The 16,608-nt window shown below is 66.4% G+C and carries 13 protein-coding genes; 3 read left to right on the top strand and 10 right to left on the bottom strand.

Features of this window, described 5'->3' with window-relative positions:
* Positions 1 to 57 precede the first annotated feature (57 nt).
* The 5 genes from Q1W68_RS06920 to Q1W68_RS06900 all read right to left on the bottom strand — a co-directional run bounded on the left by Q1W68_RS06920 (position 58) and on the right by Q1W68_RS06900 (position 7,603).
* Positions 58 to 1,206: an aminotransferase class V-fold PLP-dependent enzyme gene (locus Q1W68_RS06920; RefSeq protein WP_300648371.1), complete on the bottom strand. Its 1,149-nt coding sequence runs from the start codon at positions 1,204 to 1,206 to the stop codon at positions 58 to 60.
* Between the two features lie 91 nt (positions 1,207 to 1,297).
* Positions 1,298 to 2,959: a Na/Pi cotransporter family protein gene (locus Q1W68_RS06915; protein WP_300715955.1), complete on the bottom strand. Its 1,662-nt coding sequence runs from the start codon at positions 2,957 to 2,959 to the stop codon at positions 1,298 to 1,300.
* A 68-nt stretch (positions 2,960 to 3,027) separates the two neighbouring features.
* Positions 3,028 to 3,537: a signal peptidase II gene (lspA, locus tag Q1W68_RS06910; RefSeq protein WP_300648374.1), complete on the bottom strand. Its 510-nt coding sequence runs from the start codon at positions 3,535 to 3,537 to the stop codon at positions 3,028 to 3,030.
* The gene (ileS, locus tag Q1W68_RS06905; RefSeq protein ID WP_300715954.1) at positions 3,537 to 6,404 is read right to left on the bottom strand and encodes an isoleucine--tRNA ligase; all 2,868 of its coding nucleotides are present in this window, start codon (positions 6,402 to 6,404) and stop codon (positions 3,537 to 3,539) included. Before ileS ends, lspA begins: the two co-directional genes overlap by 1 nt.
* Before the next feature lie 119 nt (positions 6,405 to 6,523).
* Complete coding sequence (locus Q1W68_RS06900; protein ID WP_300715953.1) at positions 6,524 to 7,603, bottom strand: bifunctional riboflavin kinase/FAD synthetase; 1,080 nt, start codon at positions 7,601 to 7,603, stop codon at positions 6,524 to 6,526.
* Positions 7,604 to 7,794: 191 nt separating this feature from the next.
* On the opposite strand from Q1W68_RS06900, the gene Q1W68_RS06895 reads away from it, so the two are divergent.
* The gene (locus Q1W68_RS06895; protein WP_300648380.1) at positions 7,795 to 8,352 is read left to right on the top strand and encodes an HNH endonuclease; all 558 of its coding nucleotides are present in this window, start codon (positions 7,795 to 7,797) and stop codon (positions 8,350 to 8,352) included.
* A 14-nt stretch (positions 8,353 to 8,366) separates the two neighbouring features.
* On the opposite strand, the gene Q1W68_RS06890 is transcribed toward Q1W68_RS06895, so the two are convergent.
* The 4 genes from Q1W68_RS06890 to Q1W68_RS06875 form a co-directional block, all read right to left on the bottom strand.
* Positions 8,367 to 9,743, bottom strand: coding sequence for an alpha/beta fold hydrolase (locus tag Q1W68_RS06890; protein ID WP_300715952.1), 1,377 nt, complete (start codon positions 9,741 to 9,743; stop codon positions 8,367 to 8,369).
* A gap of 79 nt (positions 9,744 to 9,822) precedes the next feature.
* Positions 9,823 to 10,938: an acyl-CoA dehydrogenase family protein gene (locus tag Q1W68_RS06885; protein ID WP_300715950.1), complete on the bottom strand. Its 1,116-nt coding sequence runs from the start codon at positions 10,936 to 10,938 to the stop codon at positions 9,823 to 9,825.
* 12 nt (positions 10,939 to 10,950) lie between these two features.
* Positions 10,951 to 12,132 (bottom strand): acyl-CoA dehydrogenase family protein, encoded by a 1,182-nt coding sequence (locus Q1W68_RS06880; RefSeq protein ID WP_300715949.1) that lies wholly within the window; start codon positions 12,130 to 12,132, stop codon positions 10,951 to 10,953.
* A gap of 78 nt (positions 12,133 to 12,210) precedes the next feature.
* Positions 12,211 to 12,942, bottom strand: a complete 732-nt coding sequence (locus Q1W68_RS06875; protein WP_300648386.1) for a YceH family protein — start codon at positions 12,940 to 12,942, stop codon at positions 12,211 to 12,213.
* Between the two features lie 14 nt (positions 12,943 to 12,956).
* Between Q1W68_RS06875 and purN the strand changes: the two genes are divergently transcribed.
* Positions 12,957 to 13,547 (top strand): phosphoribosylglycinamide formyltransferase, encoded by a 591-nt coding sequence (gene purN / locus Q1W68_RS06870; protein ID WP_300715948.1) that lies wholly within the window; start codon positions 12,957 to 12,959, stop codon positions 13,545 to 13,547.
* Here the strand turns inward: purN and Q1W68_RS06865 are convergent, their stop codons facing one another.
* Entirely contained in the window at positions 13,548 to 15,167 is a 1,620-nt protein-coding gene (locus Q1W68_RS06865) for a peptide chain release factor 3 (RefSeq protein WP_300715947.1), read from the bottom strand. It lies immediately after the preceding gene.
* A gap of 148 nt (positions 15,168 to 15,315) precedes the next feature.
* Here Q1W68_RS06865 and Q1W68_RS06860 point away from each other — a divergent pair, with 148 nt between their 5' ends.
* A complete protein-coding gene (locus Q1W68_RS06860) occupies positions 15,316 to 16,584 on the top strand; it encodes an RsmB/NOP family class I SAM-dependent RNA methyltransferase (RefSeq protein ID WP_300652569.1) in 1,269 nt (422 codons plus the stop codon).
* Positions 16,585 to 16,608 lie beyond the last annotated feature (24 nt).

Here is a 16,608-nt window from a genome sequence, read left to right as displayed (position 1 = left end):
GAGCCCGCGAGGTCGTTGCCCGCGATGCGTAGCGAGCAAAGAACCCAGCAGAACAGTTCAGGCGGGCTGCGCCTGCCGAGGCGCCACCTCCGCCAAAGCCTGCTCAAGATGCTGCAAGGTCGAAGGCACGTCGTGCCACTTGTCCAGTCCGAAGAGACCGATGCGGAAGGTCTTGAAATCCGGGCCTTCGTCGCACTGCAGCGGCACCCCCGCAGCGGTTTGCAAACCCACCGCCAGAAATTTCTTGCTCGACTGGATCTCCGGGTCGGTGGTGTAGCTCACCACCACACCCGGCGCCTGAAACCCCGACGTCGCCACGCTGGGGAAACCGTTGCGCTCCAGCAGCGCGCGAACCTGCGTGCCCAGTGCGATCTGCTCCTGCCGCACGCGCTCGTAGCCATAGGCCTCGGTCTCCACCATCGTCTCGCGCAGGCGCACCAAAGCATCCGTGGGCAAGGTGGTGTGGTACGCGTGGCCGCCGCCTTCGTAGGTCTCCATGATCTGCAGCCACTTCTTCAGGTCCATCGCAAACGTGGTGCTCTGCGTGGCATCGATGGCGACCCGTGCGCGCTCGCTGAGCATCACCATGGCGCAGCAGGGCGAACTGCTCCAGCCCTTTTGTGGCGCCGAGATCAGGACGTCAACACCCGTGGCTTTCATGTCGACCCACATCGCACCCGAGGCGATGCAGTCGAGCACGAACAAGCCACCCACCGCGTGCACCGCGTCGCTGACGGCCTTGAGGTAGCCGTCGGGCAGGATCATGCCCGCCGAGGTTTCCACGTGGGGCGCAAACACCAGCGCGGGCTTCTCGCGTGCGATGGTGGTCACCACCTCGTCAATCGGTGCCGGAGCCCAGGGTGCTTGTGCGCCGGCGCCGGTGCGCCGCGCCTTCACCACCGTGTGGCTGGCGGGGATGCTCCCCATCTCGAAGATCTGCGTCCAGCGGTAGCTGAACCAGCCGTTGCGGATCACGAGCACGTGTTTGCCGTGGGCAAACTGCCGTGCCACCGACTCCATGCCGAAGGTGCCGCTGCCGGGCACCAGCACGGCCGAGTGCGCGCCGTACACCCGCTTGAGCATGGCCGAGATGTCGGTCATCACGCCCTGGAAGCGTCTGGACATGTGGTTGAGCGCGCGGTCGGTGTAGACCACCGAAAACTCGAGCAGGCCGTCGGGGTCGATGTGGGGCAGCAGTCCGGGCATGTTGTTGTCTCCTGTCGGGTCGCGAAATGGAGGGTCAGCGTAGCACAGCACCCTTCATTTCACAGCCTTGCCCGGCACGGCCCGCGGGCCGTCAGAGGCGGCTCACGTCGGCCGGCGGTGGTTCGCGCAAACGGCTCGGCGCGAGCACGCCCGCACTGTCGAGAATGGGGTAGGCGATCGAGCAGATGTGCGAGTTGATGCGCTTCAAGTCGCTGATCAGATCGAGGTGCAGCGCGCTGGTGTCCATGCTCTGCTGGCTCAGACCCGAGAGGCGGTCAAGGTGGGTGGCTGCGTAGGCGCGCTCCATGTTGCGAAAACGAACCTTTTCTTCGAGCAGGCGCTGCGCGTCGCGCACGTTGCCGTTGAGGAACACGCTCATGCCCAGGCGCAGGTTGTCGATCAGGCGCGCATGGAGCTCGGTGATCTCGGCCATGCCGGCCTCGGAGAAGTCGCGGCCCTTTCGGATCTTCTTGTCTTCGATGTCGAGCAGCACGCGCTCCACCGTGTCGCCGATCTGCTCCATGTTGATCGTGAAGCTGATGATGTCGGTCCAGCGCCGGCTCTCGGCTTCGCTGAGCTGCTGGCGCGAGATCTTGGTGAGGTAGTACTTGATCGACGAGTACAGGCCATCCACCGTGTCGTCGAGCTTGCGCAGGTCTTGTGCGAGCTTCAGGTCGTTGGTCTTGATCACCGTGACCACACCGCGCAGCATGGTCTCCACCACATCGGCCTGGTGCATGGCCTCGCGCGCAGCGCATGAAATGGCCAGCGAGGGCGTGGCCAAGGCCGACGGGTCGAGGTGGTTGGGCCGGTCCAGCGGACCCTTGTTGGCCTGCAGCGGCAGCAGCCGCTCCACCAGCCTGGCCACCGGCTGCGTGAGGCCGATGAACACCGCGCCCACCATGAGGTTGAAGCTCAGGTGGAACAGCACGGTGAGCGTGGCCGGGTCCGGCACCAGCGGCTGCATGAAACGCACCCAGATGGGGATCAGCCAGATGGCAATCGCCACACCGAACACCTTGAACAGCAGGTTGCCCAGCGGCACCTGGCGCGTGCTCACGCCCGACTTGGCCGTGGTGATCACGGCCAGCAGTCCGCTGCCCAGGTTGGCGCCCAGCACGATGCCCAACGCCACGTCGAGCCCCACCACCTGCAGCGCGAGCGAGGAGGCCAGCAGCACCACCGCGAGGCTCGAATAGGCCACCACGGCGAGCGCGGCGCCGAGCAGGATTTCCAGCAAACGGTCGCTGGTGAGCGACTCCAGCATGAGCTGCACCGCCGGGTTCTGCGTGAGCACGTTCGTGGCGCCCGAGATCAGTTGCAAGGCCAGCAGCATCAGACCCAGGCCAATCAGGACGCGCCCGAAGTCACCGGCGGAGGTGCCCTGGCGCGAGATGAACAGCGTGACGCCAAGAAAGATGAACAACGGCGAGAGCCACGACAGGTCGAAGGAAAACACCACCGCCATGACGCTGGTGCCGATGTCGGCGCCCAGCATCACGGCCAGCGCCGCGGGCAGGGCGATCAGGCCGCGGCCCACGAACGAGGCGGTGATGAGGGCGGTGGCGGTGCTGGATTGCACCAGTGCCGTGACACCCAGACCCGAGAGCGCCGCGGTGAAACGGTTGCCCATGCTCGCAGCCAGCACCTGGCGCAGGTTGCTGCCGAAGACGCGCAACACACCGTTGCGAACGAGGTGCGTGCCCCACACCAGCAGGGCGATGGCCGCGAGCAGGTCCAACAGGTGTTTCATGAGCGGAAGTTATACGCCCGCTCTGGGCGTCGTCCGGGGTGCGCGGCCGTGCGGTGCGCGCGCGCGGGTCAGCGGCTGCGGCGCCAGCGCAGGATCTCGTCGAGGATCAACGACACCGCGCCCACGGTGATGGCCGCATCGGCGATGTTGAAGGCCGGAAAGTGCCCACCCGGGAACAGCCCGCTGAGCAGGCCCCAGTGGAAGTCCAGCCAGTCCACCACGTAGCCGTGAAGCACGCGGTCGATCACGTTGCCGATGGCACCGCCCAGGATGCAGGCCAGCGCGAGCGCGAACAGCTTCTCGCCCGGGTGCGTGCGCAGCATCCAGACGATGAACACGGAGGCGGCCACGCCCACGCCGGTGAAGAACCAACGCTGCCAGCCCCCGGCATCGGCGAGGAACGAGAACGCCGCGCCCGTGTTGTGCACACGCACGATGTTGAAGAAGCTGGTGATGAAGGTGCTGTCGCCCAACTGGTAGTTGGCCAGGATCAGCACCTTGGTGGCCTGATCGGCCGCCACGAGCAAGGCCGCCAGACCCAGCCAGGGCCAGATGCCACGTGTCGAGAGGTTGCTCATCAGGCCACCAAGCGGGCTTCACCCGCGCCGAACAGGTTGCTGGTGCAGCGCCCGCACAGTGTGGGGTGCGCAGCGTCGGCTCCCACGTCGTCGCGGTAGTGCCAGCAGCGCTCGCACTTGGCGGCGACCGCCGGGATCACCTCCACCTTCGCATCGCCTTCGAGCAGGGCCACCTGCGAGACGATGAAGACGAACTTGAGGTCGTCGCCGAGCGAAGCGAGCACCGCATGGTCGTCCGCCGGCACGGTGAGTTTCACCGTCGCCTGCAGCGACGAGCCCACGCCACCCGCGGTGCGCACCGTCTCGATCTCCTTGTTCACCGTTTCGCGCACCGCGCGGATGCGCGACCACTTGGCCAGCAGCGGCTCGTCCACCGCCGGCAGCTGGGCAAAGGTTTCGAAGAAGATCGAGCCCTGGTTCTGCGCACCGGCCAGCACCGGCCACGCCTCTTCGGCCGTGAAGCTGAGGAAGGGCGCCATCCAGCGCAGCATGGCGTGGGTGATCTGGTGCAGCGCGGTCTGCGCGCTGCGACGCGCGAGGCTGCCGGGTGCGGTGGTGTAGAGCCGGTCTTTGAGCACGTCGAGGTAGAACGCGCCCAGGTCTTCCGAGCAGTACACCTGCAACTTGGCCACCACCGGGTGGAACTCGTACACCGCGTAGTGCGCCAGCACCTCGGCCTGGAACTGCGCCGCGCGCGCCAGCGCGTAGCGGTCGATCTCCAGCATCTGGTCCAGTGGCACGGCGTCTTTGGCCGGGTCGAAGTCGCTCACGTTGGCGAGCAAAAAGCGCAGCGTGTTGCGGATGCGGCGGTAGGCGTCGACCACGCGGGCCAGGATCTTGTCGTCGATGTTGAGGTCGCCCGAATAGTCGGTGCTGGCCACCCACAGGCGCACGATCTCGGCGCCGAGCTTGCTGGTCACACTCTGCGGCTCCACCGTGTTGCCCAGGCTCTTGCTCATCTTGCGGCCCTGGCCGTCGGTGGCGAAGCCGTGGGTCAGCAGGCCTTTGTAGGGCGCGCGGTCATAGAGCGCGCAGCCCAGCAGCAGCGAGCTGTGGAACCAGCCGCGGTGCTGGTCGTGGCCTTCGAGGTACAGGTCGGCCTCGGGGCCTTCCGTGTGGAACGCCCCGTTGGGGTAGGCGTTGGCGTGGCTGCCGCGCAGCACGTGCGAAAAGGTGGAGCCGGAGTCGAACCACACCTCGAGGATGTCGGTGCTCTTGGTGTAGTGCGGTGCGTCGGTGGCGCCCAGAATGTCCTCTGCGGTGACGCGGCTCCAGGCCTCGATGCCGCCTTTCTCCACGATGTCGGCCGCCTGGTCGAGGATCTCCATCGTGCGCGGGTGCAGCTCGCCGCTGTCCTTGTGCAGGAAGAACGGCACGGGCACGCCCCAGCTGCGCTGTCGGCTGATGCACCAGTCGGGCCGGTTGGCGATCATGTCGCGCAGGCGGGTGCGGCCGTTCTCGGGGTAGAAGCGGGTGGCGTCGATGGCCTCCAGCGCCAGCTGGCGCAGCGTCTTGGGTGCCTTGTCTTTGGTGAACACGCCTTCGCCCTCGTCCATGCGCACGAACCACTGCGCCGCGGCGCGGTAGATCACCGGCGTCTTGTGGCGCCAGCAGTGCGGGTAGCTGTGGGTGATGGTCTGCGTGGCCATCAGCCGCGCGGCGGCCTTGAGCGCCTCCAGGATCACCGGCACGGCTTTCCAGATGTGCAGGCCACCGAACAGTGGGAGTTCGGCGGCGTAGGCGCCGTTGCCCTGCACCGGGTTGAGGATGTCGTCGACCGACATGCCGTGTGCCACGCAGGAGTTGAAGTCGTCCACGCCGTAGGCGGGCGACGAGTGCACGATGCCGGTGCCGTCGGCGTCGCTCACGTACTCGGCGAGGTACATCGGCGACAGGCGTTGGTAGCCAGCGTCCACGTCGAACAGCGGGTGGCGGAAGTTCAGGCCGCCCAGGGCCTTGCCCGGCGCGGTGGCGATCACGGTGCCGGTGAGGCCGAAGCGCTCCAGGCATTTCTCGACCAGCGTTTCGGCCAGCACCAGGCAACCCATGGGCGTGTCCACCAGCGCATAGGTGAACTCGGGGTGGGCGTTGAGCGCCTGGTTGGCGGGGATGGTCCAGGCGGTGGTGGTCCAGATGACCGCGAACGCGGTCTTGCCCGCGGGCATCGCACCCACGCCGAAGGCGGCCGCGAGCTTTGCAGCGTCATCGGTCTCGAAGGCCACGTCCAGCGTCTCGCTCTTCTTGTCGGCGTATTCGATCTCGAATTCGGCCAGCGACGAGCCGCAGTCGAAGCACCAGTACACGGGCTTGAGGCCCCGGTACACAAAGCCGCGCTCGATCACGCGCTTGAAGGCGCGGATTTCACCGGCCTCGTTGGCGAAGTCCATGGTGCGGTAGGGGCGCTCCCAGTCGCCCAGCACGCCCAGGCGCTTGAAGTCTTCCCGCTGCTGGCCGATCTGCTCGGTCGCGAACGCCCGGCTTTTGGCCTGCATGTCGTCGCGGCTGAGGTTGCGGCCGTGCAGTTTTTCGATCGCGTTCTCGATCGGCAGGCCGTGGCAGTCCCAGCCGGGGATGTACTGCGCGTCAAAGCCCGAGAGCTGGCGGCTCTTGACGATCATGTCTTTCAGCACCTTGTTGAGCGCGTGGCCGATGTGCAGCTTGCCGTTGGCGTACGGCGGGCCGTCGTGCAACACAAACAGGGGGGCACCGGCGCGGGCGTCGCGCAGGCGTTTGTAGAGGCCGCCCTCGTTCCAGCTGTCGACCCAGCCCGGCTCGCGCTTGGGCAAATCGCCGCGCATCGGGAACGGGGTGTCGGGCAGGTTCAGGGTGCTGCGGTAGTCGGCGGCAGCGGGCGTGGATTCGGACATGGCGGAGGTTCCGTGGTGGCTTCGACAAGCTCAGCCCGAACGGGGGAGTGGGTGGAGACAGAAGGAGACACCGTTCGCCCTGAGCCTGTCGAAGGGCAGCGACCGGATAGACGCGAGGTCTAAATTCGGTCGCGCGTGGTCTGGCGGTGGGTTTGGGCGTGCAGCGAGGCGAAGAAGGCGCGTGCGTCGTCGCAGTCGCGTGCGATGCCCTGGGTCAGGGCGTCCAGACTGTCGTATTTCAGCTCGTCATGCAGTTTGTGCAGCAGTTCCACGCGGACGATTTTACCGTAGGCCTCCCCGCCGGGCAGGCTCTCACTCAGAGCCCGGGGCCAGTCGAGGCCATGCGTTTCAAGCAGCACGCGTCCGCCGTTCACATCGTCCGGGTCCAGGGAGGGCCGCACGCCGAGGTTGGCCACACCGGTCAAGGGCGGTGAATCGTGGTGCGGGCCGAGGCCGTGCACCAGCACCGCGAAGATGCCGCTGGCGGCCGGTTTCCAGTGGGAAAAGCGCAGGTTGAGGGTGCGAAAACCGTCGCCACGACCGGGAGCGCTTTCGGCCAGCTGGCGGCCGAGCTTGCGCCCGTGCACCACATGGCCGCTGATGCTGTAGGGCCGGCCGAGCAGGGCGGCCACGTCTTCCATGCGCCCAGCGCCCAGCGCCTGGCGCACGGCCGAGCTCGACACGCGCAGGCCGTGCACCTCGTAGCTCTGCATGCGCGCCACGTCGAAGCCCAGGCGGTTGCCGGCGGCGTCCAGCATGGCGTAGTCGCCCGCGCGCTTGGCGCCGAAGCGGAAGTCGTCACCGACCAGCACGTACTTCACGCCCAGCGAGCCCACCAGAATGTCTTCAATGAAAGCCTGCGGCGTTTGCGCTGCCAGCTGTGCGTTGAAGGGCAGCACCACGCACTCGTCCACGCCGCAGCGTTCCAGCTCCTGCAGCTTGTCGCGCAGGGTGGCGATGCGGGCGGGCGCCAGGTCGGGCTGGTGGTGCAGGGCGGCGAAATAGTCGCGCGGGTGCGGCTCAAAGGTCATCACGCAGCTGGGCACGCCCCGGTGCCTGGCTTCGTTGTTGAGCAGCGCCAGCATGGCCTGGTGGCCGCGGTGCACGCCGTCAAAATTGCCGATGGTGAGCGCGCAACCACCGCGGTTGGCCTGCAGGTGGCTGGGAAGACGGCCGCGCAAGCCGCGAAAGATTTTCATGCCGGGTCGGTGGGGTGAGGCAGCCGCTGCAAGACGGGCTGCGGTGGGGAATGTAGGGGCGCCACGGGCTGCGTCATCAAAGCGCGCTATATTGACACACGACGATACACGTTTGCAGGCCCTGCCTGCGAGACATGTCGGGCCCCCCGGGGTCTGTTTTCCGCTGATGCCCATGCACAAAGGAGTCCGTCTTGAAGGTCTTGAAGCTCTCAGCCCAGGGTCTGCCACAGTCGTGGATCAGCCTTGAAGAGGCCGTCTTGCACTACGCGGCGGATGAAGTGCGCTGGGAGATGGGGGCCGAGATCGCGGTGTTCCACGGCGGGCACAATGCGATCACCGGGCGCCAGTCGGTCATCAACGTCAACTCCATCATCGGCACCCAGGGCGTGCCGCGCATCAACCCGTTCGACCTGCGGCCCACGCTCACCAACAGCAAGCTGTTTGCACGCGACCGCAATGTGTGCGCCTACTGCGGCGAACATTTTGTGGAGGAAGAACTGACCCGGGAACACATCGTGCCGCTGGGCCAGAACGGGCGCGACCTGTGGATGAACGTGGTCACCGCCTGCCGCTCGTGCAACCACCGCAAGGGCAACCGCACGCCCGAGCAGGCGCACATGGGGCTGTTGTATGCGCCCTATGTGCCCAGCCTGTGGGAAGACTTCATCCTGCGCAACCGCCGCATCCTGGCGGACCAGATGGAGTTTTTGATGTCGCACCTGCCCAAGACCTCGCGCCTGCACGCCTGAGGTCCGGATCGGCCTCAATCGGTCAATTCAAGAATCACCACGCGGTTCTCTGCCGCAGGCCAGGTGCGTCCGGTGATCGTCTCGCCGTTGAACGTCGCCGGGATGGCCCGCACGCCGTCTTCCATCAGCTTGATCTTCGAACTCGACACACCGGCACCTGTGGGCGGCACGCCGGGCAACGCCTTGCCGTCGAACGCCATCGCGTCGCGCCCGGCGTCAAAGTAGCCGCGCGGGCGGGTGAAGGTCACGGTGGACCTGGCACCCTGGTCGGCCGCCGGGATGCGCTCGGCACGCAGGTGGATCAGGTCGCTGCTGCGCGGAAACGGGCTGCGGTAAATGTGCGTGGTGGCGTAGCCCGGTGCGCTGATCATGAACTCGTGCGGCACACCGGCTTGGGCGGTGAACGGTCCCCAGAGCCCATCAGCGCCCACGGTTTTGCTGTGCACGGCGGCGCCCTTGCGTTCGCCGGTGGCGGGATCGGTGGCGTAGACCACCAGTTGTGCACCGGGCAGCGCCAGGTTGTTGGCGTAGCTGCCGCTGGCCGGGTCCGTGGGCACGAGGCCCAGGCCGGTGATCTTGCCGTTGAGCACGACCGGCGCCTGTGGCGTCGGTGCCAGCGTGGTGGGGGCCTTGCCGGTGATGAAGCGGTAAGTGGTGTCGAAGGCGGCGGGCGAGAAGGATGTCTCGCGGTGGTCCACGCGCGGCAGCACGGCGTTGGTCGCGCCCTTGAGCGCCGGGCCTTCAAAGGTGACGTTCGTGGGCGTGCCCTTGGCACCGATCCACAGACCGTCGGGTTGAGCGAACTTGTCGTTGTTGTCGGAGCGGATGGTCATCCACTTCACCGGGCCGGTCACTTCGTCCCCCGCCGCATTCTTGGGCGCGTTCAAGCCGGTGAGGAAAGGCCCGGTGCCGGAGAATTCGTTGGCCTCGCGAAAGCCCTTGGTGGCCCACACGCCGTGGTTGGGTGTGCCGCCCAGCACCGCGTGGCTCACGGTCTTGTCGCCACCGCCGTTCTGGATGTAGTTGCGCACCGCGTTGCCGCCGCGCGAGTTGGCCACCAGCACCACCTGCGTCGCGCCCGTGGCCTTCAGCACCTGGTCCACCTCGGCCTTGAGGTAGGCCATGTGTTCGGCGGTGGACGTGCGGCCTGGCTGGGCCTTGCCGTCCTCATCGCGTGCCAGCGGGTAGGGCAGGTCGATGGCGTGCAGGCGTTCGCGCGGCCAGCCGTTGGACTCGAAGCGCCACACCGTGCTCTGCCAGATGGACGCCGAGTCGCCGTTGCCGTGCACGAACACGATGGGGGGCTGGCTGGCGACTGGCGGCGCGGTGGCGCAGGCGCCCAGCAGCAGGCTGCTGGCGACCAGGGCGAAGAACGTGCGGCGGGTGGTCATGGGGGTCACCGTGTCGTGTTCGGGGTGGCAAAAACAAAGCGGCCCGCAGCGTGCGGGCCGTTGGGAGGCTGAAGCCGGATCAGGCGAACACGCCGGCCGTGTCCTGCATGCGGCTGGACACCTCACCCAAGTGGTGCAAGGTGTCGCCAAAGGACATTTCCAGCTGCGTGAGCTTCTTGAAGTAGTGGCTCACGATGTACTCGTCGGTCACGCCGATGCCGCCGTGCAGCTGCACCGCCTGCTGGCCCACGAAACGCATGGACGTGCCCAATTGCACCTTGGCGCGTGACATGGCCGCGCGCCGTTCGGGCGCGGGTGCGTTGAGCTTGAGGCTGGCGTAGTAGCTCATGGAGCGCGCCAGTTCCAGCTGCATCTTCATGTCGGCCACACGGTGGCGCAGCGCCTGGAAGCTGGCGATGGCCACGCCGAACTGCTTGCGCGTGTTCATGTACTCGACCGTGATGGCCACGGTCTTGTCCATCACGCCCACGGCTTCGGCGCAGGTGGCGGCGATGCCGATGTCCACGCCGTGTTCCAGCGCGGTCAGTCCGTCGGTGGTGATCAGTTGGGCTGCTGCATCTTTCAGCGTCAGGTCACCGGCGCGACCGCCGTCCTGCGTGTGGTGACCGCGGGTGCTCACGCCCGAGGCGGTGCGCTCCACGAGGAACAAGGCGAGCTTGCCGAGCGCCATGGCGGGGACCACAAAGGCGTCGGCCAGGTCGGCGGCCGGCACCACGTTCTTGGTGCCGGAGAGCGTCCAGCCGCTGCCGGCCTGTGTGGCGGTGGTGGTGCACACGTCGAGCTGGTAGCGGGCCTTGCGCTCCTGGTGCGCGAGCACCACCAGCGCTTCACCGGAAGCCATGCGTGGCAGCCACGCGGCCTTCAGTTCGGCTGGGGCGTAGCCCCCGAGCACACCCGAGGTGATGAGGGTCTGGGCGAGCGGCTCGAGCACGATGCCGCGTCCCAGTTCTTCCATCACCACCATGCCCTCGATGGGGCCCATGCCCATGCCGCCGTCGTCTTCGCTCACGTAGAGACCGGCCAGGCCGAGTTCGGCGAGTTCGTTGTAGGCCGCGCGGTCAAAGCCGCCTGCGGCCACGATGGCGGTGTGCCGGTCGAAGGTGTAGGCCTTCTCCACCCACTTTTGAACGGCTTCGCGCAAGGCGCTTTGATCGTCGGAAAAATCGAAGTCCATGTGTTGATCTCCTCAGCCGAGCACGGTTTGCGCGACGATGTTGCGTTGCACTTCGTTGCTGCCACCGTAGATGGTGGTCTTGCGCATGTTGAAGTAGGTCGATGCGAGCGGTGCGTTGGCGTTGACGCCGCCGGGGAAGTCGCCTTGCCAGCCGGCTTCCATGGCTTCTTCGATGAAGGGCAGGCTGTAGGGGCCGGCGGCGAGCATCATGAGTTCGCTGTAGCGCTGCTGGATCTCGCTGCCCTTGATCTTGAGCAGGCCGGCGATGTCGAGCGAGTTCTTGCCCGACTTCTCGGCCGAGAGCACGCGCAGCACCAGCATCTCCAGCGCCACCACGTCCACCTCGAGCAGGGCGATCTGGTCGCGGAAACGCAGGTCGTCCCACACGCCTTCGGCCTTGGCGATGCGCTTCAAGCGCTCCAGTTCGCGCTTGGCGCGGTTCACGTCGGCGATGTTGGTGCGCTCGTGCGCCAGCAGGTGCTTGGCGTAGTTCCAGCCCTTGTTTTCTTCGCCGATCAGGTTTTCAGCAGGCACTTCGACGTTGTCAAACCAGACCTCGTTGACCTCGCACTCGCCGTCGAGCAGCTTGATGGGGCGCACGGTGATGCCGGGCGACTTCATGTCGATCAGCAAGAAAGAGATGCCGGTTTGTGGCTTGCCTTCGGTGCTGGTGCGCACCAGGCAGAAGATCCACTCGCCGTACTGGCCCAGCGTGGTCCAGGTTTTCTGGCCGTTGACGATGTACTTGTCGCCCTGACGCTCGGCGCGGCATTTCACCGAGGCGAGGTCCGAGCCGGAGCCCGGTTCGCTGTAACCCTGGCTCCACCAGACTTCACCGCTGGCGATGCCGGGCAGGAAGCGCTCCTGTTGTGCCTTGTTGCCGAAGGCCATGATCACGGGCGCCACCATCACCGGGCCGAAAGGCACCACGCGCGGCGCACCGGCCAGGGCGCATTCTTCTTCGAACAGGTGCTTCTGCACCGCGTTCCAGCCCGGGCCGCCGAACTCTTTGGGCCAGCCCCAGCCGAGCCAGCCTTTTTTGCCGAGGATCTTCGCCCAGCGCTGCATGTCGTCGCGCGACAGCCGCAGCGCGTTGTGAACCTTGTGGGAAATATCGGCGGGCAGGTTGGCCTTGACCCAGCCGCGGATCTCCTCTCGAAACGCCTGCTCTTCGGGCGTGAATGCCAAATCCATGGGGTGTCTCCTGATGGCCGCCACAGAAATGTGCCGGCAGATTGAACAACGCCGGGCAGTTTGGCACGACCGTTCGTTTTACGGCTGTCCGGGCTGCGACAAGCCGAGTTGATCGTTCAGATTTTGCAGTTGCTCTTGCAAGGCAGCCACGGTGTTTTCCAGCGTGGCCACACGGCGTGTGAGGTTGATCAGCTCGTCTTCGGTGGCGGCGCTGGCGGCGGGGGGTGTGGTCTGGGTCAGCAGGGATGCGTCCACCGGGCCGCACAGCAGGTGCGCCCAGCGTTGCTCGCGAGCACCCGGTGCGCGCGGCAGCTTCACCACCAGCGCACCACCTTTGTCGTCGCTGCGGTCCTGCAGTTCTTCCAGAAAGGCATCGACCGAGGCGATGTCGAGGAACTTGTACCAGCGTTCGGTGTTCAGCCGCAGTTCGCCTGCGGTTTGTGGACCGCGCAGCATCAGCATGCCCAGCAGCACGGCCGATTGTTCGGGCACGGCCACGGCGCGCATGAAGTTGTGTTCGTAGCGCGTCACGCGGCTGCCACTGCTCTCCAGCACCAGGTGCAGGGCGCGCAAGGCGTCCAGCGCCTCGAGCACGGCGGCATCCGCCAGGTTCATCACCGGCTCGCGGCTGGACTTCTGGTTGCAGCCGGTGACCAGCGTGTTGAGCGTGAGCGGGTAGCTGTCGGGCACGGTGCGCGCTTTCTCCATCAGCGTGCCGAGCACGCGGGCTTCGGCCTGGGAGAGCGGGCGCTGGGTGAAATCGTGGCCGCGTGGGCGGCCGTTTGAGGGGGTTTGCAGGTCTGAGGTCATTACACTTCCCGGCCATGGCTGGCGTGAACAAAAACATCGTGATTCTGATCTCCGGGAGCGGCTCCAACATGGCCGCCATCGTGGAGACCTCTGTGACGCAGCGCTGGCAAGACCGCTTCGGCGCGCGCGTGGTCGCGGTGATCAGCAACAAGGCCGGTGCCCAGGGGCTGGCGTGGGCGGGGGAGCAGGGCATCGCAACCCGAGCCCTGGACCACACCCGGTTCGGCAGCCGCGAGGCCTTTGACGCAGCGCTGATGGCCGAGATCGACCGCCATGAGCCCGCCTTGGTGGTGCTCGCCGGCTTCATGCGCATCCTCACACCCGGATTCGTGCAGCACTACGAGGGCCGGCTGGTCAACATCCACCCCAGCCTTCTGCCGGCGTTCACGGGGCTCAAGACGCACCAGCGCGCCATCGACATGGGCTGCCGCGTCGCCGGTGCCACGGTGCACCGCGTGACCAGCGAGCTCGACCACGGCGAGATCCTCGACCAGGCGGTGGTGCCGGTGGTGCCGGGCGACACGGCCGAGACGCTGGCCGCGCGGGTGCTGACGCAGGAGCACCTCATTTACCCCCGAGCGTTGGAGCGGCTGCTGGCTGCCTGATCAGACGCCCTTGGCGAACACCAGGCCCGCATGCTCCCGCATCGCGTGGAACCGGATCTTCGGCCAGTTCGCTTCCACCGCGCGCAACGTGGCCCCGTGGTCGACCAGCAGCGTGGGTGCGTCCACCGCGTCCAGCGCCACCCGGTGGCTGTTGGCATCGATGAACTTCTTGAGCTCGATCTCGCCACCGTCTTCGGGCGCGCAGGTCACCCAGCGCGCCACCTGGTAGGGGCTGTTCATGATGCGGGCCTTCACGCCGTATTCGTGCTCCAGCCGGTGCGCCACCACTTCAAATTGCAGTTGACCCACAGCGCCCAGCAGCATGACCGACCCGGCGATGGGGCGAAACACCTGGATCGCACCCTCTTCGCCGAGCTGCGTCAGGCCTGAGCGCAACTGCTTGCTGCGCAGCGGATCGGCCACTTCCACGCTGCGGATGATTTCCGGCGCAAAGAAGGGCAAGCCGGTGAACTGCAGGCTCTCGCCTTCGGTGAGCGTGTCGCCCAGCTGCAGCACGCCATGGTTCGGGATGCCGATGATGTCGCCGGCAAAGGCTTCGTCCAGCAGCTCGCGCCGCTGCGAGAGAAAACTCACCACGGTGTTGGGCCGCAGGTCTTTGCCCGAGCGCACCACCTTGAGCTTCATGCCGCGCTCGAAGTGACCGCTGGCCACCCGCACAAACGCAATGCGGTCGCGGTGTGCCGGGTCCATGTTGGCCTGGATCTTGAACACCACACCGCTGAACTTGGGCTCGCCGGGCTGCACCACCCGCTGGATGGCGGCGCGCTCACTCGGTGGCGGCGCCAGATCGACCAGCGCATCGAGCACCTCACGCACGCCGAAGTTGTTGACGGCCGAGCCGAAGAACATCGGGGTTTGCTGGCCGTTCAAGAAGGCGTCACGGTCGAACGGCGGCGCCGCATCGGTCAGCAGTTCGATCTCGCCTTGCGCCTGTTCGTACTGCATGCCAAAGCGCTGGGCGTAGGCGGGGTTGTCGAGGCCGGCCAGGATCTCGTCGTTGTGGTGGTTGCGGTCTTCGCCAGGGCTGAACACCCGCATCTGCTTCTCGCGCAGGTCCATCACGCCGTGGAAGGCCTTGCCCATGCCCACCGGCCAGGTGAAGGGCACGACCTCCATGCCGAGCTCGCGCTCGATCTCGTCCATCAGCACCAGCGGGTCTTTGACCTCGCGGTCCATCTTGTTGACGAAGGTCAGGATCGGCGTGTTGCGCGCGCGGCAGACCTGCAGCAGGCGCCGCGTCTGCGGCTCCACGCCGTTGCCCGCGTCGATCACCATCAGCGCGGCGTCCACCGCGGTGAGCACGCGGTAGGTGTCTTCCGAAAAGTCCTGGTGGCCCGGCGTGTCCAGCAGGTTGATCACGCAGTCGCGGTATTCCATCTGCATCACCGACGAGGCCACCGAAATGCCCCGCTGCTTTTCGATCTCCATCCAGTCGCTGGTCGCGTGGCGCGCCGCCTTGCGCGCCTTCACGCTGCCGGCGATGTTGATGGCGCCCGAGAACAGCAGCAACTTCTCGGTGAGGGTGGTCTTGCCCGCGTCGGGGTGGGAAATGATGGCGAAGGTGCGGCGACGGCGCACCTGTTGGGAAAGTTCGGACATAGCCTCCGATTATCCCTGTGCAGGGAGCGACTCCGGCGCGCGTGCCCCAACCCAGAGATGCCGTGGAACCGGCTCCGCCGGGCCACAGGCATCGTCCCCCTGGGGGGAAGCCGCGTCAGCGGCGCAGGGGGGGGTGACAATACCCGCCATGCATCCAAAAGCCCTCCTGGACGAAAGCGCCAGCCTGATCGAACAGGTCTTCAAGTTCGAACACCCCACCGACGCCGTCGTCGCCCGCCACTTTCGCGAGAACCGTTCGCTCGGGTCCCGCGAGCGCGCCACCTTGTCCGACACCGTTTACAAGATCCTGCGCGAGCGCCTCAAGCTCGAATGGCTGGCCCGCTCGGGCAGCGGTTCCAAGTGGCGTCGGTTGGCGATCCTCGCCTTTCCGGGCGACCGCGATTTCATCAAGAGCGCGCTCACCGAGCCCGAAAAGACCTGGCTGGACCACTGCGATGCGGTCAAAGACGCCGACCTGATGGCGCCACACCGCCACAACCTGCCCGACTGGCTCGCCACGTCCCTGCGGGAGCAGGTGGGCAACGAATTTGACGCCTTGGTGAGCAGCCTCAACCAGCCCGCGCCGCTGGACTTGCGCGTGAACGTGCTCAAAGCCAAACGCGAAGCGGTGTTGGCTTCGCTTCAAAAAGCGGGTCTGGTGGGCGAGGCCACGCCCTATTCGCCGCTGGGCATCCGCCTGCAAGGCAAACCGTCGCTGGCCAAGCTGCCCGCCTTCACCGAGGGCGAGGTCGAGGTGCAGGATGAAGGTTCGCAGTTGCTCGCCTTGCTGCTGGACGCCAAACGCGGTGAGATGGTGGTGGATTTTTGTGCCGGTGCCGGTGGCAAGACCCTGGCCATTGGCGCTGCCATGCGCAACAGTGGCCGCCTTTACGCGTTTGACACCTCCGGCCACAGGCTCGATGCGCTCAAACCGCGCCTGGCACGCAGCGGCCTGTCCAACGTGCATCCGGTGGCGATTGCGCACGAGCGCGACGATCGCATCAAGCGCCTCGCCGGCAAGATTGATCGGGTGCTGGTCGATGCCCCCTGTTCGGGTTTGGGCACGTTGCGCCGCAGCCCCGACCTGAAGTGGCGCCAGAACCCCCAGACCGTGGCGGCCCAGGCCGAACTGCAACTGGCCATCCTGAACAGCGCGGTGCGCCTGCTCAAGCCGGGTGGACGGCTGGTTTACGCCACCTGCAGCTTGCTCAAGGAAGAAAACGAGGCCGTCTGCGCCGCCTTTGAGTTGGCCCATGCCGACTTCGAGGTGGTGCCTGTGTGCGGTTTGCTGGACACCGCCCAAGTTCAAAACGCCGCATTCCTGTGTCAGGGCGACGAAGGGCGCTGGCTCCGCTTGTGGCCGCATCGGCATGCTACGGATGGCTTCTTTGCTGCCGTTTGGCGGAAAAAGCCTTGAAAAGCCGTCAATTCACTTGATCTG

Origin of the sequence: Hydrogenophaga sp. (assembly GCF_030158645.1) — a bacterium.
Classification (GTDB): Bacteria; Pseudomonadota; Gammaproteobacteria; order Burkholderiales; family Burkholderiaceae_C; genus Hydrogenophaga.
Note: the sequence above shows the minus strand (reverse complement) of the source record. Positions and strands in the feature narration are given on the sequence as shown.